This window comes from Fervidobacterium sp., assembly GCF_059913585.1.
Genome location: NZ_DBOLZL010000012.1, coordinates 60458 through 80064, shown reverse-complemented (window position 1 = coordinate 80064; position 19607 = coordinate 60458). Strand labels below are relative to the sequence as shown.

22 protein-coding genes and 1 tRNA gene are annotated in these 19607 nt (G+C 40.2%); 9 read left to right on the top strand and 14 right to left on the bottom strand.

The genetic code is table 11. The features are described from left to right. Positions 1–4 precede the first annotated feature (4 nt). Positions 5–298 (bottom strand): RNA chaperone Hfq, encoded by a 294-nt coding sequence (gene hfq / locus AC3M61_RS03725; protein ID WP_448377949.1) that lies wholly within the window; start codon positions 296–298, stop codon positions 5–7. 201 nt (positions 299–499) lie between these two features. On the opposite strand from hfq, the gene AC3M61_RS03720 reads away from it, so the two are divergent. From AC3M61_RS03720 to AC3M61_RS03705, 4 genes are read left to right on the top strand one after another with little or no spacing between them, the layout of a single operon-like run. After that, positions 500–889 carry a DUF2089 domain-containing protein gene (locus tag AC3M61_RS03720; protein ID WP_500779732.1) on the top strand — a complete coding sequence of 130 codons (390 nt, stop codon included), beginning with the start codon at positions 500–502 and terminating at the stop codon, positions 887–889. Beyond that, the gene (locus tag AC3M61_RS03715; protein ID WP_500779558.1) at positions 870–1367 is read left to right on the top strand and encodes a hypothetical protein; all 498 of its coding nucleotides are present in this window, start codon (positions 870–872) and stop codon (positions 1365–1367) included. Before AC3M61_RS03720 ends, AC3M61_RS03715 begins: the two co-directional genes overlap by 20 nt. A 36-nt stretch (positions 1368–1403) precedes the next feature. Next, positions 1404–2486: a bactofilin family protein gene (locus AC3M61_RS03710; protein ID WP_500779557.1), complete on the top strand. Its 1083-nt coding sequence runs from the start codon at positions 1404–1406 to the stop codon at positions 2484–2486. A 28-nt stretch (positions 2487–2514) separates the two neighbouring features. After that, positions 2515–2817, top strand: a complete 303-nt coding sequence (locus tag AC3M61_RS03705) for a hypothetical protein (RefSeq protein ID WP_029684160.1) — start codon at positions 2515–2517, stop codon at positions 2815–2817. A gap of 102 nt (positions 2818–2919) precedes the next feature. On the opposite strand, the gene guaB is transcribed toward AC3M61_RS03705, so the two are convergent. From guaB to AC3M61_RS03645, 12 genes are all read right to left on the bottom strand, one after another. Next, a complete protein-coding gene (guaB, locus tag AC3M61_RS03700) occupies positions 2920–4434 on the bottom strand; it encodes an IMP dehydrogenase (protein WP_500779556.1) in 1515 nt (504 codons plus the stop codon). Between the two features lie 100 nt (positions 4435–4534). Beyond that, positions 4535–4610 (bottom strand) — tRNA-Gly (locus tag AC3M61_RS03695). Between the two features lie 74 nt (positions 4611–4684). Further along, positions 4685–5857: a hypothetical protein gene (locus AC3M61_RS03690; RefSeq protein WP_500779555.1), complete on the bottom strand. Its 1173-nt coding sequence runs from the start codon at positions 5855–5857 to the stop codon at positions 4685–4687. A gap of 194 nt (positions 5858–6051) precedes the next feature. Next, positions 6052–6597 (bottom strand): 2-oxoacid:acceptor oxidoreductase family protein, encoded by a 546-nt coding sequence (locus AC3M61_RS03685; RefSeq protein WP_029684156.1) that lies wholly within the window; start codon positions 6595–6597, stop codon positions 6052–6054. Continuing rightward, entirely contained in the window at positions 6594–7349 is a 756-nt protein-coding gene (locus AC3M61_RS03680; protein WP_014450959.1) for a thiamine pyrophosphate-dependent enzyme, read from the bottom strand. The genes AC3M61_RS03685 and AC3M61_RS03680 overlap by 4 nt, the downstream gene beginning before the upstream one ends. A gap of 5 nt (positions 7350–7354) precedes the next feature. Beyond that, entirely contained in the window at positions 7355–8416 is a 1062-nt protein-coding gene (locus AC3M61_RS03675) for a 3-methyl-2-oxobutanoate dehydrogenase subunit VorB (RefSeq protein ID WP_500779554.1), read from the bottom strand. Positions 8417–8430: 14 nt separating this feature from the next. Next, complete coding sequence (locus AC3M61_RS03670; protein ID WP_029684152.1) at positions 8431–8661, bottom strand: 4Fe-4S dicluster domain-containing protein; 231 nt, start codon at positions 8659–8661, stop codon at positions 8431–8433. Positions 8662–8698: 37 nt separating this feature from the next. Then, the gene (locus AC3M61_RS03665; RefSeq protein WP_029684151.1) at positions 8699–9346 is read right to left on the bottom strand and encodes a cobalamin biosynthesis protein CobQ; all 648 of its coding nucleotides are present in this window, start codon (positions 9344–9346) and stop codon (positions 8699–8701) included. A gap of 23 nt (positions 9347–9369) precedes the next feature. Next, on the bottom strand, positions 9370–10455 hold the full coding sequence (gene buk, locus AC3M61_RS03660; RefSeq protein WP_500779553.1) for a butyrate kinase: 1086 nt from the start codon (positions 10453–10455) through the stop codon (positions 9370–9372). A gap of 30 nt (positions 10456–10485) precedes the next feature. Then, the gene (locus AC3M61_RS03655) at positions 10486–11376 is read right to left on the bottom strand and encodes a bifunctional enoyl-CoA hydratase/phosphate acetyltransferase (protein WP_500779552.1); all 891 of its coding nucleotides are present in this window, start codon (positions 11374–11376) and stop codon (positions 10486–10488) included. A gap of 3 nt (positions 11377–11379) precedes the next feature. After that, on the bottom strand, positions 11380–12456 hold the full coding sequence (gene buk, locus AC3M61_RS03650) for a butyrate kinase (RefSeq protein WP_500779551.1): 1077 nt from the start codon (positions 12454–12456) through the stop codon (positions 11380–11382). A gap of 1 nt (position 12457) precedes the next feature. After that, positions 12458–13693 (bottom strand): aminotransferase-like domain-containing protein, encoded by a 1236-nt coding sequence (locus AC3M61_RS03645; RefSeq protein WP_500779550.1) that lies wholly within the window; start codon positions 13691–13693, stop codon positions 12458–12460. A 357-nt stretch (positions 13694–14050) separates the two neighbouring features. Between AC3M61_RS03645 and AC3M61_RS03640 the strand changes: the two genes are divergently transcribed. From AC3M61_RS03640 to AC3M61_RS03620, 5 genes are all read left to right on the top strand, one after another. Continuing rightward, positions 14051–15193, top strand: coding sequence for a pyridoxal-phosphate-dependent aminotransferase family protein (locus AC3M61_RS03640; RefSeq protein WP_500779549.1), 1143 nt, complete (start codon positions 14051–14053; stop codon positions 15191–15193). A 1-nt stretch (position 15194) separates the two neighbouring features. Next, entirely contained in the window at positions 15195–16103 is a 909-nt protein-coding gene (locus AC3M61_RS03635; protein WP_500779548.1) for a hydroxyacid dehydrogenase, read from the top strand. A gap of 294 nt (positions 16104–16397) precedes the next feature. Then, positions 16398–16826, top strand: a complete 429-nt coding sequence (locus tag AC3M61_RS03630; RefSeq protein WP_500779547.1) for an Hsp20/alpha crystallin family protein — start codon at positions 16398–16400, stop codon at positions 16824–16826. A 446-nt stretch (positions 16827–17272) separates the two neighbouring features. Further along, positions 17273–17752 carry a hypothetical protein gene (locus AC3M61_RS03625; protein WP_500779546.1) on the top strand — a complete coding sequence of 160 codons (480 nt, stop codon included), beginning with the start codon at positions 17273–17275 and terminating at the stop codon, positions 17750–17752. Between the two features lie 13 nt (positions 17753–17765). Then, positions 17766–18806, top strand: coding sequence for a vWA domain-containing protein (locus tag AC3M61_RS03620; RefSeq protein ID WP_500779545.1), 1041 nt, complete (start codon positions 17766–17768; stop codon positions 18804–18806). Positions 18807–18875: 69 nt separating this feature from the next. On the opposite strand, the gene AC3M61_RS03615 is transcribed toward AC3M61_RS03620, so the two are convergent. Beyond that, a complete protein-coding gene (locus AC3M61_RS03615) occupies positions 18876–19604 on the bottom strand; it encodes a pseudouridine synthase (protein ID WP_500779544.1) in 729 nt (242 codons plus the stop codon). Between the last annotated feature and the right edge of the window lie 3 nt (positions 19605–19607).

Sequence of the window (19607 nt, the reverse complement as noted above, 5' to 3'; positions counted from 1 at the left end):
AAACCTATTCTTGCGTTTCTTCAAAACCTTGTTGTTCTTGTTCTTGCTCTTGTTGTTCTCCCTCTTGTTCCTCTGTTTTCATTAGCATAATGTATTGAGCGGGTTGGATAGTGCTAATGGCATGTTTGTAAATGAGCATCTGTTGCCTACCGTTTTCTAAAAGGACAGTAAAGTTGTCAAACGACCTAACAATACCTTTGGCTTGGAAACCGTTAACTAAGTAAACCTTCACCTCTATCTTCCGCGTTCTAACAATGTTCAAAAAACGATCCTGAAGGTTAAACTTCTCTTTAGCCACTCAAAATCCCCCCAATGTTTATAAAGGATGAAAAAACAACACAATGCAATGTGATTATACCACAACTTGTGTAGATTTCAAAGAGATGTTTTTAACATGTTTATAATCCTTTTCAGCCTGTCCTCTATATATTTTTGTTTAATTTGACAAATTATTTGGATTATGATACAATATTTTTGGGAGGTGGGAATCGTGGCAAAAATGTTACCAAGATGTCCCGTATGCGGGAAGCCAATGAAAGTCGTCCAGCTTAGGTGTGATGATGATGGTGTAACCGTTAGTGGCGCGTTTGAAGCACCCGCGTTCGCATACTTAGATGAAGAAGACACAAAGTTCATTATGATGTTTCTAAGGACGAAAGGTAACTTGAAAGAGATGGAACGATTAACAGGTATCGGATATTTCGCATTAAGAGGAAGGCTTGACAAAGTCTTAGAAAAAATGGGACTCACACCAATCGAAGACGAGGAAGAACAGGGAAACTCTGAAGATGTTTTTAAGCTACTGAAAGAGAAGAAAATTACTGTTGAAGAAGCTATAGCTATTCTGAAAAAGAAAAGAGGTGAAAACGATGGGAGAGCTTCCGAATGACTTACTGGCGATTTTGCAAGCTCTTGCCAGAAACGAAATTACCGTTGACGAAGCAGAACAACTTATCGAAGCAATTATGGATAAGCGAACCCAAGAGCGGAGAAAAGGGTCAAAAAGTTACATTGGTAAGGATTTCATAATAAACCCAGGCGAGGAATATTTTGGAAAAGTTGAAGTAGTGAATGGCAAAGCCATTATCAACGGAAGACTTCTTGGTGACCTTGAAGTTGTCTTCGGGGAACTGATTTTTTCGGGAGAGGTAGCAGGAAATGTTGAACTTGTAGGGACAAACATTGTCTGGAATGGTGGACATATCACAGGTAATCTTGAAATGGTAGGTTGTTCTTACAAAGGTACCAAACCCATAGTGGATGGAAAAGTTAACGAGGTGAATAACTTCTTCATAAATGGTGTACTTGGAATTGTTAGAAATCTCGTAGTGAAGCCTTTTTTGTCGGGTATAAAAATTGAAGAATAATTTTCAAACCAAATACAGACAGGTGGGTGAGGAAAGATGGATAGAGCAGAATTAAGACAAGTGTTAGAAGCTGTCGAGAGGGGAGAACTAACCCCAGAAGATGCTGAAAAGTTGATAGAAGCGATTTACAATAAAGAAAAAGAAAATGAGGAAAAAAGCAAAGAAGAAGAGTTTGTGGAAGTAACGGAGGAAATTGAAGAGAACAAAGAGATACACCGGAATATCTCCATGACCAACGGAAAACTTATAATCAAAGGTAAAGTCAACGGAGACGTATCTGTAGTAAATAGTATCGTCGAAATCCATGGTATTATCAACGGAGATTTGAACGCTGTGAGGTCCAAGATAATCTGGGCTGGAGGAAAGGTAGAAGGAGATGTAAATTCAATACTCTCAAAAGAGGAAGGAACTCCGAATGTTTCTGGAAAACACAATGTTATAGCATTTGAGGTTCATTTTGTTGAAAAATTGTCTAAAAAGATGACTTTTAAATCCGACAAAGAAATTTTCATTGAAGGCGAACAAAAAATAGAGTTGCTAAAGAAAGAAAAAGTGATAGTAAACGGAAAACTCTCAGCCATTTCAATTGAATGTGATAAACTTGTCTTAACAGGAACTTTAGGAGCAGTTGAGCTAAAAGCAGGTGATGTGGTTATTTCTAAAAATGGTATACTAACTTCTGAACGAGCAGAAGCTGAAAGAATTGTCAACAGTGGGGAATGCCACATAAATATTTTGGAAACGGAAGTACTTGCAAATTCTGGTTTCGTCAAGGCAGACGAAATCAAATGCGAGAGTGCAGATAATTCGGGCAGGTTAAGAGCAAGAACTTTTATCGGGGAAGAAATGGACAACAAAGGCACAGTCGAATGTCAAGAATTGCGTTTTGAAGATCTCTCCAACAAGGGTAACTTAAAAGTTGAGAAGTTATCTGTAGAAAAGCTAAGCAACTCGGGGGATTTACAAGCAAATGAGTTAGACTTGGAAGAACTTTACAACACCGGCCAAATAAACGCGAAAGTTCTCGAAAGTGATTATGTAGAAAACAAAGGAAAAATAATTGCAGAGAGATTTGTTTATGAAGAACTAAAAGGCAATCCCATTATTAAATTGGATTAAAATTCTACACAAAAAGGAGCGTGATAGCGTGTTTTGGGGTGTCATACTTTTTACGGCCGGTATTTTTACTCTCTTGAGTGTGATTTTGTCCATAACATCACTAGTTTGGTTAATTTTTGGTGCGATAGCATTGGTTGGTGGTATCGTTAGTTTGATAAAAAGTTTCCCCAATGGTCTTGGACTATCAATCTTAGGTGCTCTAATCATTGTTCAGTCCTTAGGTTACATCAAAATGGGATTCTGGGAATTCGTTGTGGCAATCATTGCTGCTGGATTGATAGAGATTGGTTTGAAACTCATAGTTGCAAGTTATAGAAAGGAAAGCCGGTAGAGTTTATAATTAAATGCCAAAAAGCAAGCGGGGATAAAGTATGTTTCCCCGCTTTGTTGATTAATTTGGTTTTTCGATATAGAAAAATTTGGCAACCCCAACTCACTGACCACTCCAGTAGTTTGGTGGTTCTTTTGTAATAACGATATCGTGTGGATGGCTTTCCTTAACCGATGCTTGTGTAACCTTAATGAATTTGGCTTTTTGCTGTAGTTCTTTGATGGTTCTTGCCCCAACGTAACCCATTCCGGCTCTTAATCCACCTACCAACTGGTAGACAACATCCTTAACTGCTCCTTTGTAAGGCACCATACCTTCAACGCCCTCTGGCACAAACTTTTGATTTTCACTCTGAAAGTATCTGTCAGCACTTCCAGATTTCATAGCTCCGATAGACCCCATACCTCTGTAAACTTTGTATTTTCTTCCTTGATAAAGTACAGTCTCACCAGGCGATTCTTCCGTGCCAGCGAATATACTTCCAAGCATTACGCTCTCAGCTCCCGCTGCAAGCGCTTTAACAATATCTCCGGAATATCTTATACCTCCATCGGCAATTATTGGGATATCGTATTTTTTAGCAACCTGAGCACAATCCAATATGGCGGTCAGTTGTGGGACACCAATTCCGGCGACAATTCGTGTGGTGCATATTGAACCGGGACCTATCCCAACCTTTACAGCATCCGCTCCTGCTTTGATAAGTTCTTCTGTTGCTTCGGCTGTTGCAACATTTCCAGCAATCACTTGCAGTTCGGGATAAGCTTTCTTAATAGCTTTAACTGTCTCGATAACCTTTTTCGAATGACCATGAGCTGTATCAACAACGATAACGTCAACACCTGCTTTTACGAGAGCTTCAACACGTTCAAAAGTATCCCTTCCTGTGCCAACCGCTGCTCCCACAAGTAACCTACCTTTCTGGTCTCTTGCTGCATTCGGGTGCTCTATAACGCTGAGAACATCTTTTATCGTTATAAGTCCTACGAGCTTATTGTTCTCATCGACAAGTGGTAGCTTTTCTATCCTGTTTTCATGAAGTATTTCTTTGGCTTTTTCCAGAGATATTCCAGGTTTTGCCACTATCAGTTTTTGCCTTGGTGTCATGAGTTCTTTGACTTTTTTCTTGACATCCTTCTCAAATCTCACATCTCTATTGGTCAACAAACCGACCAAATGTCCTTCATCGTCTACAACGGGGAAGCCACCAATCTTATACTCTGCCATCAACTTCAGTGCGTTGAAAACCGTGTCTTCTGGATGAATAACAACAGGGTTTTCGATTACTCCATTCTCTGTTCTTTTAACTATCTCAACTTGATGTGCTTGCTCTTTGATAGAAAGGTTTTTGTGAATAATGCCAATTCCACCTTCTCGTGCTAAAGCTTTTGCCAATTCACTTTCAGTAACAGTATCCATCGCAGCACTAACAAGAGGGATGTTGAGCCTTATCAAACGTGTCAAGCGAGTTGAAACATCTGTATCAGATGGTAGAACTTCACTGTATTGAGGAACTAACAAAACATCGTCGAATGTGAGCGCTTCTTTGAAAAAAAACTTACTTTCCAACTCATTAACCTTAGAACTTCGCTTAGCACTACTCTTTTTCTTCTCCATTTTTTCAACCTCCATCCACCCCACGGCTTTTTGCTGGTATTCTTTATAATAAAGCAGACCCCATTTTGGGTCTGCCTTCTTTTCTATTCATTCTTTTGTTTGGAGCGGGCGACGGGATTCGAACCCGCGGCCCTCAGCTTGGGAAGCTGATGCTCTACCAACTGAGCTACACCCGCTCAATCTCTAATTATATTATATCATCAGGCGGAGATATTTTCAAGACCCTCAGGTTCCAAGATTTGACCCGATATTAGAAGTTGGCGGTTCCTCCAACAAATGCTGTTTGTTTCCATTGACTGTCTTCCCAAATGTACTTTACACCAGCGTAGAATCCTGAAAACACCGGATAAGCTATCGTCAACCTCGCTTGTGTGTTATCATCAAAGAATTGTTCATTTTCAAAAGGTGTCTCATCGTAAAGATAACCATAGAGAACTAGGCCATTTGTACCACCGATAGCTGGTATGTTTATAAGCCCTTCACCAGATAATGTCATGTTTCCTTCGAAGTTGCCCTTCAGAAGGACTGCTACTTTTCCATATGGGATAAATGTCAAAGCCAAGTTGGCAATGTAACCGAGGTCTGATTTGTATTTATCCGGTCCAAAATCAGGTTGTGATTTTTCAAAACCATAGTTCCTCGAAATCAACCATGGTTTGAAACCATCCGATGCGTAGAACGGACCTGCAACAAATTGAAGCACACCAAAATCGCCAAAGATACCACCGAAAGCACCGTATCCTGTAGTTCCGTCTTTCCACATCTGAGCTCCAGCCTCTGCTCCGACTGAGAATCCAAGCACGTTCGTAGTGAGAGAAACCCCTGCCGCATAGGTAAGAGGCGTAGCAACCGCATCCTCCTTTAGACCGTCCATATCAACTCCACCATACACTGAAAGTTCAAATAAAGAAATCTTAGAACTTACAACCGCTGTATATACTGAGTCAGATTGTGTAAAGGTAAATGTTGAAAGTTGCGCAAGCTGATATGGAACGTGGGCAGAAGCACTCAACATCCCCATTCTAATACCTGCATCTAGGGTTCTTGCATTAGGATTCGAGTATCCACTGAAAACAAAGCCCATCCCGTAGGTTATGGGGCTCATCCTTCCATATCTGAACCAGATATTCCCCAAGTCTAACCCAAGTGCTGTTATGTTGATACCATCAAGGATATTCGTACTCGGTGCCGAAGAACCAGGATATCCAAAGTAAAAACTACCAGTTGTCAAATCCGTTGCATAGGTTGTAAGTGTGAGTCCAAGTGTGAGAGGACCTACTGTAAACTCTGGACCAAATTCGTAAATCATGTAATTTTCGTTGCCAATCTGAACTGTACCGACGTTAAGATAAAACTCCGCAAAGCTCAATGTTGCAAAAAGGACAACGAAGAAAAAGACTGTTTTGAACGTATGTTTTACCATCACCTTTCACCTCCTACTAGTTTTGACCACAGTGATTGCTATATCGTTCATTCCTTTAGAAACCTATTTTCTTGTTAGGCTTTTATATTATACCACGATTTATTTTTAGATATAAAAAAATTGCCGGGTTTCTCAACCCGGCGTAATGCGTGTGTCTATCTAATCCGCCTTTAAGAGAGTATTTGGGTTTGAGCTTACAGCTGGCTTTTTGCCATCTCAATACCTTTTAAAATCGCTTGTTTGTTAATCTCAATAAGCGCAGCTTTTCCTCCGGCAAGTTTCTTCTCAAGAGCTTTGAATACACTATCGACATCGACAACATTTGTTGCTCCAACAACGGCACCAAGCATAACCATGTTTGCAACTTTCAAATTTCCTAACTCATCTGCAATTTCGTTACAAGGTACTTTTACAACGTGTATGTCCTTCCTGGTGGGTTCCCTGTCCACAACCGACTGATTAACGAAAAGATATCCATTTTCCGTAACAGCAGGCTCAAATTTCAGAAGGGATGGTATATTCATTGCAACAATAACTTCTGCGCTGCTAGTCACAGGAGATGCAACAGGTTCGTCACTTATAACAACGGTACAATTCGCAGTTCCTCCCCTCATCTCAGGTCCATACGATGGCATCCAAGTAACGTTCTTACCCTGGAGCATTCCCGCTAAGGATATGATTTGCCCCATCAACATGACGCCTTGTCCACCAAAGCCGGCAAATATCATTCTTGTTGTCATTGCTCATCCCCTACCTTATCAACAAATACTCCAAGTGGGTATTCCGGAACCATATGTTGTTCCAACCATTTGAGCGCCGAAACAGGGTCAATACCCCAGTTTGTCGGACATGTGGATAGCACCTCAACCATTCCAAAACCCAACCCTTTTATTTGAGCTAAGAACGCTTTCTTTATTGCTTTCTTTGTCTTCACAACATCCTGTGGCGTATTAACTTTCGTTCTAGCCAAGAATGCAACACCTCGTGCTTCTTTTATGATTTCAGCAACGTGAAGCGGATAGCCATCGTTTTCTGCACTTCTGCCGTAAGGTGTCGTTGTTGTTTTCATGCCTAATAACGTGGTAGGTGCCATCTGTCCGCCTGTCATTCCGTAGATTGCGTTGTTTACAAAGATAGTTGTAATCTTTTCACCTCTGTTTGCCGCATGGACAATTTCCGCAGTTCCTATAGCTGCGAGGTCTCCGTCCCCCTGGTATGTGAACACGTAAAGGTCTGGTCTTGCTCTTTTCATACCAGTAGCAACAGCAGGTGCCCTACCGTGCGCTGCAACAGTTGCATCTGTGTTAAAAAATTGATACGCAAATACCGAACATCCGATTGGAGCCACAGCGATTGTCTTTTCTCTTATGCCAAGCTCATCAATAACTTCTGCAACTAACCTATGGATTATTCCATGTGTACAACCTGGACAGTATGTGAACTCTCTTTCAGTTAATGCTTCCGGCTTTTTCAATATAACTTCAAATGCCATATACATTACCTCCCGAGCTTAGATTTTAATGCTTGGAGTATTTCGTCAGGTGTTGGTACAACTCCTCCGAGTCTTCCGTAATATTCAATTGGCGCATGGTCCTTTACCGCGATTTTAACATCTTCCAACATCTGGCCCATGTTCATCTCAACATCGAAAATCAATTTTTTGCCTTTCGAAATTTCTTCAAGTCGCTCGTATGGGAATGGCCATAGTGTAATAGGTCTGAATAGTCCAACCTTTATACCTTCCTTCCTTGCTTGTTCAACAACGCTTTTAGCAATCCTTGCCACCGTTCCAAACGCAGTAATGACCACTTCTGCATCATCTAGTTTATATTCTTCCCAACGTTTCTCTTTTGCCTCAATTTTTTTGTATTTTTCAACAAGCTCAAGGTTCATTTTTTCCAATACATAGGGGTCAATATCGAACGATACAACGATGTGTTTTTCTCTACCATTGGCACCTGTCAGAGCCCAGCTATCATGCTTGGGTAACGTATTTAAATCCCTAAACTCGGGGAATGTGACAGGTTCCATCATTTGACCAATAACACCATCGGCGATTATTAATACTGGGTTTCTGTACTCATCAGCAAGGTCAAATGCAAGATACGTTAAGTCAACTGCTTCCTGCACTGTTGACGGTGCAAGAACGATAAGCTTGTAATCTCCATGTCCCCCACCTTTCGTTGCTTGCCAATAGTCTCCTTGGGAGGGTTGAATATCTCCGAGACCAGGTCCACCACGCACAACATTGACAAGAACTGCTGGTAACTGTGCACATGCCATGTAAGAAATGCCTTCCTGCATCAAGCTAAAACCTGGTGAAGATGTAGATGTCATAACTCTTGTACCCGTGCACGCTGCACCGTACACCATGTTAATTGTTGCAACTTCACTTTCTGTTTGCAAGAAAGTTCCACCAATTTCTGGCATTCTTTTCGACATGTATTCAGGTAGTTCATTCTGAGGTGTTATTGGGTAACCAAAAAACAAACGACAACCAGCACGTATCGCTGCTTCACCTATTGCTTCCGTCCCTTTTACCAAAACTCTTTCGCTCATTTGTTTTTCCCTCCTTAAGCACTTTCTACTTCTCGGTAAACTGTTATACAAACATCAGGACACATATTGTAACAAAAACCACAGGCAATACATTTTTCAACGTGCTTAGGTTCCGCGGGGTGATAACCTTTTGAATTGAACGAATCGCTAAACTCAATAACTTTCATCGGACAAACGCTTATACACAATCCACAACCTTTGCATCTTTCCTGATTAATCTCTATCTTTCCTCTGACCTTCGGCATAAGTATCCTCCTTTGCTAAGAGTTTGAATGCTAACATTCAAATTATTTCCATCTTCATGAAACGATGAATCCTAAATACAGGATACTTGAAATCATTTTCTTCGATAAAATCTGGAACAACTGTCCATTTCACAGGAACCTCGATGATTTCAGAGACTTTAGTAAGTATTTCTTCTCCTTTTCTTATAATATCCGGTGTGGTTTCGTACGACAAATTTGCGTTGTTAATTAGATAATCCACCTTAACTCTTGCAATCCTTCTCAACTGTTCGTACGCTCTGATTATCCCATCAACTGTTGAAGAAAATGGTCTTGCAATGTTTACAACCATGCTTATTTCTGCATCACCAAGGTAAGGTTTCAAATAACCTAGCACAACAACACCGTTTTCTTCTCCTCCAACATCTACAACTGCCTTGAACTCGGGATTCAAAAGGTAACCAATCGCAGCACCTGTGATAATTGGTAAATCTGCGTTCCTCAACGCTCCCTTTGGATAAACTGTCACAAGTCCTGCTTTTTCGAGGTCTTCAGCAATATCTCTTGTTCTGAAGTATGGAGAGATAATGTCACCATCTATAATTGCAACTTTTTCGTGCTCTTCTTTCAGTTTTAAAGCCCAATTAATTGCTACTTCTGTCTTACCACTTCCAAACAAACCAATAAATGCGTAATTCTTTGCCATTTGTTTTACTCCCTTTCCCATTCTTAATGCTGCAAAATATTTTCCCAGTATATCTTCGCTTCCTCAACACCTCTCAAAACCCTGAGCGCGCCCATTGCAAGTGCCCTCTCTTCATCCCCGCCCGGGAAAACAAGGATTGGTGCTAGAAAACTTGTGTATTCTGTAAGCCATTTCACCATGAATTCTTTGTCGTATGCCAAGCCACCTGTCAGAACTATTGCATCCACTTCACCTTTGAGAACAGCTGCCATTCTTCCAATCCACTTCGCTATCTGATAAGCCATTGCTTTATAGACAAGCTCTGCTTCTTTGTCACCTTGTCTGATTCTTTGTTGGACAACCATCGCATCGTTTGTCCCAAGGTAATCGACCATTCCACCCGCACCTTTAATTTTCTTTTTCATCTGATCGTATGTATATTTCCCGCTGTAGCACAGGTCAATTAACTGTGTCAAAGGCAAGGTACCGCTTCTTTCTGGCGTGAATGGTCCATCTCCGTCCAACGCGTTGTTCACATTCACAACTTTACCTTTTCTATGTGCGCCTATAGAAATACCTCCACCCATGTGTACAACGATAAGGTTGACTTCCTCGTATTTTTTTCCAAGTTGTGCTGCGGCATTTCTGGCAGTCGCTTTTTGATTAAGTGCATGGAAGATAGACTTTCTTCTAAACATGGGATGCCCAGTATATCTTGCCAGTGGTTCCATTTCATCGACTACAACTGGGTCTACGATAAAAGAAGGTATTCCATACTGCTTAGTGAATTCGTAGGCTATGAGTGCACCCAAATTCGAAGCGTGTTCTCCATTTTTCGCTTCCCTAAGCACCTCAAGCATATCTTCCGTTACCTTATACGTACCGCCAGGGATTGGGTCCAAAAGCCCTCCACGACCAACAACAGCCGATAGTTCTTCAGGTTTAATCCCTATTTCACTCAAAAAATTTTCGACAATCCTTGCACGAAATTCAAATTGGTCAGTCAGTTTATGAAATGGTGCCAATTCTTCTGGCGAATGCCTCAAAGTCTTCGAAGCTATCATTTGCTCGTCTTCAAAAACTGCAACTTTCGTACTTGTAGAACCTGGGTTTATAACCAATATCTTCATCTGACACACCACCCATCCAACGGTTTACGATTATTCACTCATCAAACACGTTAGTGCTAATGACAGTAGCTTCGTTTCATCACTATCAGCCCTTGAGGTGAGTGCAACGGGACATTTTGCACCAATTATCGCTGAAGCAACCTTTGCACCTGCAAGAAAAACCATAGCTTTGTAGAAGATATTTCCAGCCTCAATATCTGGCATAATCAGTATATCAGCATCACCGGCAACAGGGCTAACAATACCTTTGTGCTCGGCTGCCTCTTTTGATACAGCGTTATCTAATGCAAAAGGACCATCTACCAAACAGTTTTTGATTTGCCCTCTTTCGTTCATCTTCGCAAGTAGTGCTGCATGCATCGTTGCTTCCATCTTTGGATTGACAACCTCAATTGCACCTAAAATCGCTACCTTCGGTTTTTCCACACCAACAGCTTTCCTAGCAACAAGAACTGCATTTTCGATAAGATGAACCTTTTGTTCCAAATCAGGAGCTATGGTCATTCCTGCGTCTGTAACAATAAGCAATTTATGATAGAGAGGTGTTTCAAAAATACTAACAAGAGACATTGTTCTTCCTGTTTTCAGATTATACTCATCTTTCAAAACAGCCTTCATTAAATCCCCTGTTTTTATGTTCCCTTTCATAACAAAATGCGCTCTGCCATCCACAACTGCTTTGACAGCGTCATCTGAAGGGTTTTTTGAGTCGAATATTTCAAAATCTTTGATATTTAAACCTGCTTTTTCAGCAGCAACTGCTATCTTCTTAGCATCTCCAAATAATAAGGCGTCGACAATTCCTTCTTTCTTTGCCATATCTATCGCTCTCAAAACAACATCATCATCTGCTGCTGCAACGGCAACCACCTTCTTGCCTAAACCTTTAGCTTTATCTAAAAGTTCTTGAAGTTTCTTCATTTCTTACACCTCCTGAGGTCTCCACACTTTGGGTTCTTCAACACCGGTAAGAACGCGCAGAGTTCCGTAGGCAAGAGCCTCCATCTCCATCTCACCAGGCACTACAAAGATAGGGGCAAACTTGAAAACATAGGATTTTATCATATCAACAAACCTTTCACTGTAAGCCATACCACCCGTAAGAACAATTGCATCCACCTTACCTTTTAAAGCAACACACATGGCACCTATTTCTTGTGCAATTTGGTAAGCCATAGCTTCTATCACTTCTAACGCTTTCGGGTCGCTTTCTGCTATTTTGAATGCTTCTCTCAAATCATTTGTGCCAAGATAAGCAACAAGACCTCCCTTACCGACAAACATCTTTTTCAGTTGTTCTTTCGTGTACTGACCGGAATAGCACAATTTAACAACATCTCCAACAGGCAGTTCTCCGGTCCTTTCAACACTGAATGGACCTTCATCGTTGGCGTTGTTTACATCTATCATCCTTCCTTTTTCAAACGGTGCAACTGAAATACCACTTCCGAGGTGAGCAATGACCATATTCAATTCGTAGAAACTCTTGCCTAACTCTTCAGCTATTCGTATGCCAACAGCACGCATGTTCGATATGTGTGAAAGACTCTTTCTCTCGATATCCTTTATCCCGGATAGCCTTGCCTCCGGAATCATTTCGTCCACACTAACCGGGTCGGTAATGTAAACTGGAATGGTTCTTGATGCTCTCTTGGATAGTTCATAACCAATAACCGCTGCTAAATTTGAGGCATGTTGAACTTTTGTTTTATTTATTAAATAATCCACCATGTTTTCATCAACGATGTAAGTCCCACTTTCAACTGGTGGTAGTATTCCACCACGAGCAGCTATAGCATCAAATTGGTCAATTGTTAAGTTGTGCTTTCTTAAAAATTCTTCAACTGCGCTCGCTCTCATTTCTTTTTGGTCCATTATTGTAGGATATTTATCCAGCTCTTCTACACTGTGTTGAAGTGTCTCCTGAAGAATCTTTTGCTTGCCTTCAAAAACGGCAACTTTCGTACTCGTTGCTCCAGGATTAATAACCAAAATTCTCATATTACATCAACCCTTTCTTTTTACCGTATTCTACGACAACTTCCTTAAGTCTTTTGATTCCCTCAATTATTTTCTCTTCCGGTGGTAAGCAGAACGAAAGCCTTATTGAAGAACTCTTACTATCGTCTATTGTGAAAGCTTCACCTGGGATATAATAAATCTTTTTTTCTTTTGCTGTTTCAAACATTTCCATCGTATCGTAGCCTTGAGGAAGTGTGAACCAAACAAAAAGACCACCTTGTGGATTGACCCATTTCGCTCCTTTTATATCTGAGAATTTCTCTTCGAGAGCTTTTATCATTGTGTCTTTTTTCTTCTTATACAGTTCAATTCCCGGCTTTAGGTATTCAAGCAAATCGTACCTTTCCAAGAACCTTGCGGCTATCCTTTGATTCAAGCTCGGGCTACACAAATCAGCTGCTTGCTTTGCAAGAGTTGCTTTTCTAACAATATCCGCACGCCCGATTATTACACCTATTCTCAAACCAGGTGTGAGAATCTTGCTAAATGTGTTCAGGAGAATTACTCTATCTGGTCCGGCTAGTTTATACAAAGAAGGTAAATGCTCACCTTCAAATCTGAGAAGCCCATATGGGTCGTCTTCAAGGATAGGAATATCGTATCTTTCGGCTATTTCTATCAATCTTTTCCTTTTTTCCAGACTCATCGTGACACCGGCAGGGTTGTGGAAGTTTGGAACGGTGTATATGAATTTCACATGCTTTATTTTTCCAGCTTGGTCAAGTTCCCTTAGTTTCTTCTCCAAATAATCAACATCCATACCATCGTCTAGTAGAGGGATGGTCTCAAACTTTGTAAAGGTCATTCTAAACGCACTCGCTGCGCCAAGATAGACAGGGAACTCAACAAAGCATATGCTATCTTTGTCAAGTAGGACTCTGGCAAGAAGGTCGAGAGCTTGCTGCGAACCTGTGGTGAAAAGTAGGTTGGATCTATCAAGACCTGTTATTCCATAAACTCTTTCTAGGAGCTTTATCATTTGTTTTGCAAGTTCATCATCACCTTCAGTAGTGTTGTATTGGAGAGTGTATGCATATTCCTGTTCTATGACTTCTTTTGCAATTTCTGCAAGCTCGTGACGTGGGAATGTGTTGGGATCCGGTACTCCACCTCCAAATGATATTGAACCCGGCACGGAAGCGTATTTGAGCAATTCTCTAATCAAAGAAGACCTCAGGTTCATACCAACTTCTGACAGTTTGCTCTCTAGATCCATGAATCCCACACTCCTTGTTGTATTTTTGGCACAACATCTCATATAAATATTGTTCTTTAAAGGTGCGAATAGTATTTATCGCTTCCGATTATATATTAGCAACATTATGCCAAAAAGCAAAAAGAAAATTCCAATGCATGTTCACGGTATAAATAGATTAAGTGAGATTTCTAATGGATTTTTGCCTTGCAAAACATTGCATGAAAAAAATTGCACTATTAAGCCTGTTGTCAAAAATACTTTCCAAGATGTAAAATATTGGTGAATTTATTCTCATTTCAGTGATACCGTAAATTGTTTCGAATTGTGTTAAGGGATGAAAAATTCCACACCAATACGACAGAAGGAGGGGTTTTTGTGATAAGAAAGTACTTGTTACTATCACCAGGTCCAACACCAGTTCCTCAGGAAATACTACTTGAGGGTGCTAAAGAAACTATTCACCACAGGACACCAGAATTCGTTAAACTGTTAGAAGAAACCCTTGAGCTCACGAAATACGTTTTTCAGACAAAACACCCAGTTTACGTATTAACATCATCGGGAACCGGTGCTTTGGAAACAGCCGTTGTTAACCTGGTTAACCCCGGCGAAAAGGCTATAATTGTAAACGCTGGTAAATTCGGTGAAAGATGGGTCGAAATCGCAAAAGCCTACGGCGTGAACGTTGTTGAAATCAAACTCCCATGGGGTAAGGCCGTCACACCAGAAATGATTGAAAAGGCGATGAAAGAAAATCCAGATGCAAAAGTTGTATTCACAACCTACAGTGAAACTTCAACAGGAACAGTTATTGACTTAGAAAACATCGCAAAACTGACAAAAGACACAGACGTTATACTTGTAACTGACGCAGTTAGTGGTCTTTTGGCAGAACCTTTGAAGATGGATGAATGGGGAGTCGACGTTGTGGTTAGCGGTTCACAAAAAGGTTGGATGTTGCCTCCAGGACTTGCATTTATAGCCATTAACGACAAGGCATATGCAAAGGTTGAAAAATGTACGAACAGTAGGTATTACTTCGACCTTAGAAAGTACAAAAAGAGCTCTCCAGATAACCCATGGACAACAGCTGTTAACCTCATTTACATGCTCAACAAAGCTGTTAAGATGCTCAAAGAGGAAGGTATTGAAAACGTTTGGGCAAGACACGCACTCTATGGAGAAGCAACAAGAGCTGCTGTTAAGGCTTTGGGCTTAACATTCTTCTCTGAAAGACCGGGTAACGTTCTAACTGCTGTTAACTCACCAAAAGGTATTCCATCAAGCAAACTGACAAAACTCATGAGAGACAAATACGGCGTTACAATAGCAGCCGGGCAGGAACCTATGAAAGATGAGATATTCAGAATTTCCCATCTTGGTTACCTTACACCATTTGATATCATCACTGGTATCACAGCTCTTGAATTCGCACTCAACGAAATGGGATACAAAGTTGAGATTGGAAAAGGTGTCGTAGCTGCTGAAGAAGTACTTTTCAAAGGGCTGGTGAAATAATATGAGGATTCACATTAATGATCCGCTTGACAAACAAGCTACAGAGAAACTAAAAAGTGTTCCTGGAGTAGAATTAACATCTGAACACTTGGAAAAAGAAGACCTTCTCAAAATAATGCCAGAAATAGAAGTGCTAATTGTTAGAAGTGCTACCAAAGTAACAGCGGACATTATCGAGGCAGGCACAAAGCTCAAAATTATTGGGCGAGCTGGCACCGGTTTGGACAACATTGATGTAAAAACAGCTGAAGCAAAAGGAATAAAAGTTATTAACACACCAGGTGCAAACAGTATATCGGTAGCGGAATTAACAATTGGACTCATGATAGCTTGTTCGAGACACATCGCACGTGGAACTATCGACCTTAAGAACGGAAAATGGACAAAAAAAGAACTTGAAGGTCACGAACTTTTTGGAAGGACTGTTGGTATAATCGGATTTGGTAATATAGGACGTGAAGTTGCGAAAAGGTTACTCGCATTTGATATGAAAATCTTAGCTTATGACCCGTTTGTCAAAGAAACTGACATGAACGTTAAGATGGTTGATTTGGATACACTCTACAAAGAAAGTGACTACATAACAATACACGTACCACTCACACCAGAAACAAAGAATCTTATAAACAAAGAATCCATCTCAAAGATGAAAGATGGAGTCATAATAATAAATGCAGCAAGAGGCGGCATCATTGACGAAGCGGCATTGTATGAAGCCTTGTTAAGTGGCAAAGTCTACGCTGCTGGACTTGATGTCTTTGAATTAGAACCACCTACCGATGAGCTAAGACAAAAATTACTCGCCCTGCCAAATGTCGTTGCAACACCTCACATAGGCGCATCAACCTTCGAAGCTCAAGAAAGAGTTGGAATGTTACTTGTTGAAAGGCTTATAAAAGAAATTGCCTAAAAATATCCACATCGTATTGTTAATTATCAGCGAGTTATACCGAAACCTTCATAGGGGAGCTTTCAGGCTCCCCATTTTGTTTTACAAAACAAACAACGGTGCTATCATTCATATACTACAATTGATTAACAACTTAGTTACATCTAAATTTATATAACATAATTAGTTTTCTATAAAGAATTTTGAAAATTATCATATCTGGTATTATCACTCTTGACAAAAGAGTGATAATTATGTATAATATTGTTGGAACTCGGAAGGAAAAACAAAAGATACTGAGCAGGGGGTGAGAGTATGTTGGCGAGAAGAAACGACTTATTCGAACCATTCATGGAATTGCAAAGAGAGGTTGACAGACTCTTCTCGGAATTTATGAAACCATTCAGAACAGATGTAGAATTCCTTCCAAAGGTTGATGCATATGAAACAGAAGACAAAGTAGTTCTCGAACTTGAAGTTCCAGGAGTCAAGAAAGACGAACTAAAAATCACTGTAGAAGATGGAATCCTAAGAATATCAGGTGAAAAGAAAGCTGAAAGAGATGAAAAAGGAAGGAACTACAGAATAGTTGAAAGAAGCTTTGGTAAATTCGAAAGAGCGTTCTCGCTACCTGATTATGTAGATATCCAGAACATCAAGGCAAAATACAACGATGGAGTCTTAACAATAGAATTACCAAAGAAAAAAGAAGAAAAACCTGCTCTTGAGATAAAAGTTGAATAATAAACACGATAACTACCCCATCAACAAAAAGGGCTCTCGCGAAATCGAGAGCCCTTTGATTTTTTTCAGCAATCTCTTACATTTCCTGAAAGTTTGCAAAAAATTGCAAAATGAAATAACATGGCTTTTTCCTAGGGTTTTGTTCTTTCGTGTTTGTAGGTAAAGTCAAATTTTGAACGTTTCGTTAAAGCAAGAGTCTAAAGTTATATAAGCGTACTAAGAACGGTAATTTAATTACCCAACCATGGGTTGTTTAGATTACAGACCCTGACTTCTAACAATTTGAAACTGTCAATCTTACTAAAAAATGAAGGGTAAAAAGGTTATTAGTATGTGGTGTGTCAAAGAAAGGAGGTTGAAAAAGTTTGGACGATTTAAGATTTTCCGTGAAGTAACGCCCTGTTCAATCTATTAAAGTAAAAAACAAAAGAAAAGAAGGTGATTTTATGAGAAGAGTTTTGATTATTGTTTTTGTCATCGCAGCATTAATCTCCGCATTTGGCTTTGAAATATCTGCGTTCGGTGGTATGGAACTTGGTGGGAAAAACAGACCGTATTTCGGTGCTCGTATAGGAACGCTTTCTGGCGGAATTTCTCTAATGTTAGAAGGTTACTACCCTGTCTCGTCTTTCGAAGAGTTGGAGGAAATAAACGTCGAGGAGATTCAGTTTATAGAAATTGACCCCTACATCTACTTTGGAATCCCGTTGATGGGAACATTGATTTACGCGGGAGCTGCACCAATCATCATTTTGGATATCAAAAATACAAAATTTTCAATGTACCAGGATATATTCCATGTTAAAGCAGGTGTAAGGTTTGGAACCGGAATAATATTCTTTGCTGAAGGGATTGCAACGATGAACACGTCCTTCCAAATTTTTGATACCTACGCAGTCTCCGTCGGCGTAGGTATTGGGTTCTGAGGGAGTGATGATTATGAGAAGAATGCTTATAAGTGTCTTAAGTTTTGTGTTTGTTCTAGTGTTTTTGTTCAGCTGTTCTGAGATACCACAAGCGCCAAAAGTTATACCACCTGATCCCACTGGAACAACAAAGCCATCAGTATCAGAATATTTAGCATCGGACATTTATGGAAGTGTAGATAAACAACCGACGCTGGTACCTATCGCTGTTCCAGACCCAGTGCGTGTAAAAATAAGTCTCCCAGGAGTTGAAGACTTACTCCCAAGTGAACTAAGAGTTTTCGAAGACAACAGAGAGCAAGGATTCGTGCTTTACAAAGAATCATCGGTGAGAAATAAGTTAGATATAGCAATTATTCTCGATGTAACTGGAAGTATGGGTCCTGCTATTAATGGTGCTAAAAATAGCATAATTTCTTTTGCTGACTCACTTGCAGATAGTAAATTAGATGCAAGAATTGCTGTTATACCATTCGACGATTATGTGAATCCACCCAGCGATATAGACGTTGATCCGGGATTTTTAAACTTAACATCCCCAGCTTCCGCTCAAGAATACGTTGCATCACTTTATGCCGGCTTTGGTGGGGATCGGCCAGAGAACCCATACGATGCAATAATGTTTGCCGCAACTGCACTTGATTGGAGACCAGGTGCACAAAGAACAATGATTGTTATTACCGATGCACCAGCGCATTATAAGGGTGACGGAACATCATTTGCCCACTTTACAAAGAATGAAATGCTACCAACACTCGTTGGATATTTTGTAATACACGGTGCTTTTGTCCCTGGTTACTACAGCGAATACACAACTGACTTTTCTGACCCTGGAGATGTAAGAGAGCTCTGCCAGAAAACAGGCGGTGTAATCAAATATACTGACTCATATGGAAATGTTGATCTCACAAATCTGGGAATAGTTGAATACGTCACCTCATCTTGGATTGTTACATTCGAGAGTAATTCACCAGCAGCAACACACACGATAGAAATTTTCTATACAAAAGGTACAGATAAAAGATACCTCAAACTTCAGAACGTCACATATTAACTCTCAGGCGGTTAAACAACAAAGCGATGCCCACGAGGGCATCGCTTTGTTTATGGTAACTTATCACTATTATTCAAAGACCTTTTTTACCTCGTCTTTTGTAAGCTCCCTCCAAGCACCAGGTTTTAGAGATTGATCAAGTGTTAGCCGACCAATTCGAATTCTTTTTATCTTTTCCCACTCTATTCCCAGCCTTTTACACATCTTCTTTATCTGGTGGTACTTTCCTTCAACGATAGTTATTGAAACCGTTCTTTCATCGATTTGCCTAATCCTGCCTGGAAGAAACTTTTCCCCATCAACCTCTAATCCTCTTTCAACCTCTACTTCCATTTCTCGAGTTATGGTCACAGGCTTTTTTGAGTATATGTAATATTCTTTTTCCACTTTCTTTTTTGGTGATATTAATCTATGTGTAAACTCACCATCGTTAGTTAGAATCAGAAGGCCTTCTACGTCCTTGTCAAGTCTACCTGCTATGTGAAGTTCACTAACGTATGGGTGTTCAATGAGGTTTAGCACACTTGGTTCGTTTTCGGACGTTGTAGATACAAAACCAGTAGGTTTATTTAGCATTATATAAACAAAACGATGAGCCTCCACAGGCATATCATCGATTGTAACAACATCTTCTTCTGATACATAAAAGGCAGGGTCATAAACTATCTCTCCGTTAACTTTGACGCGTCCATCTTTAATATACATTTTAACTTCTGTTCGTGAGCCAATATGTGCGTTCGCTAAAAATCTGTCCAACCGAATCTTTTTTCTTCCCTTACCTTTTTTGTTTCCTTCCATTCT

What these genes read in the sequence shown, in the direction of transcription:
- AC3M61_RS03630 (WP_500779547.1), top strand. Translation starts at nt 16,398, where the DNA reads ATGTTGGCGAGAAGAAACGACTTATTCGAACCATTCATGGAATTGCAA.
- AC3M61_RS03615 (WP_500779544.1), bottom strand. Translation starts at nt 19,604, where the DNA reads ATGGAAGGAAACAAAAAAGGTAAGGGAAGAAAAAAGATTCGGTTGGAC.
- AC3M61_RS03655 (WP_500779552.1), bottom strand. Translation starts at nt 11,376, where the DNA reads ATGAAGAAACTTCAAGAACTTTTAGATAAAGCTAAAGGTTTAGGCAAG.
- AC3M61_RS03685 (WP_029684156.1), bottom strand. Translation starts at nt 6,597, where the DNA reads ATGACAACAAGAATGATATTTGCCGGCTTTGGTGGACAAGGCGTCATG.
- AC3M61_RS03675 (WP_500779554.1), bottom strand. Translation starts at nt 8,416, where the DNA reads ATGAGCGAAAGAGTTTTGGTAAAAGGGACGGAAGCAATAGGTGAAGCA.
- AC3M61_RS03620 (WP_500779545.1), top strand. Translation starts at nt 17,766, where the DNA reads ATGAGAAGAATGCTTATAAGTGTCTTAAGTTTTGTGTTTGTTCTAGTG.
- guaB (WP_500779556.1), bottom strand. Translation starts at nt 4,434, where the DNA reads ATGGAGAAGAAAAAGAGTAGTGCTAAGCGAAGTTCTAAGGTTAATGAG.
- AC3M61_RS03680 (WP_014450959.1), bottom strand. Translation starts at nt 7,349, where the DNA reads ATGGCATTTGAAGTTATATTGAAAAAGCCGGAAGCATTAACTGAAAGA.
- AC3M61_RS03710 (WP_500779557.1), top strand. Translation starts at nt 1,404, where the DNA reads ATGGATAGAGCAGAATTAAGACAAGTGTTAGAAGCTGTCGAGAGGGGA.
- AC3M61_RS03665 (WP_029684151.1), bottom strand. Translation starts at nt 9,346, where the DNA reads ATGGCAAAGAATTACGCATTTATTGGTTTGTTTGGAAGTGGTAAGACA.
- AC3M61_RS03635 (WP_500779548.1), top strand. Translation starts at nt 15,195, where the DNA reads ATGAGGATTCACATTAATGATCCGCTTGACAAACAAGCTACAGAGAAA.
- AC3M61_RS03625 (WP_500779546.1), top strand. Translation starts at nt 17,273, where the DNA reads ATGAGAAGAGTTTTGATTATTGTTTTTGTCATCGCAGCATTAATCTCC.
- AC3M61_RS03715 (WP_500779558.1), top strand. Translation starts at nt 870, where the DNA reads ATGGGAGAGCTTCCGAATGACTTACTGGCGATTTTGCAAGCTCTTGCC.
- buk (WP_500779551.1), bottom strand. Translation starts at nt 12,456, where the DNA reads ATGAGAATTTTGGTTATTAATCCTGGAGCAACGAGTACGAAAGTTGCC.
- AC3M61_RS03645 (WP_500779550.1), bottom strand. Translation starts at nt 13,693, where the DNA reads ATGGATCTAGAGAGCAAACTGTCAGAAGTTGGTATGAACCTGAGGTCT.
- AC3M61_RS03720 (WP_500779732.1), top strand. Translation starts at nt 500, where the DNA reads ATGTTACCAAGATGTCCCGTATGCGGGAAGCCAATGAAAGTCGTCCAG.
- AC3M61_RS03690 (WP_500779555.1), bottom strand. Translation starts at nt 5,857, where the DNA reads ATGGTAAAACATACGTTCAAAACAGTCTTTTTCTTCGTTGTCCTTTTT.
- buk (WP_500779553.1), bottom strand. Translation starts at nt 10,455, where the DNA reads ATGAAGATATTGGTTATAAACCCAGGTTCTACAAGTACGAAAGTTGCA.
- AC3M61_RS03670 (WP_029684152.1), bottom strand. Translation starts at nt 8,661, where the DNA reads ATGCCGAAGGTCAGAGGAAAGATAGAGATTAATCAGGAAAGATGCAAA.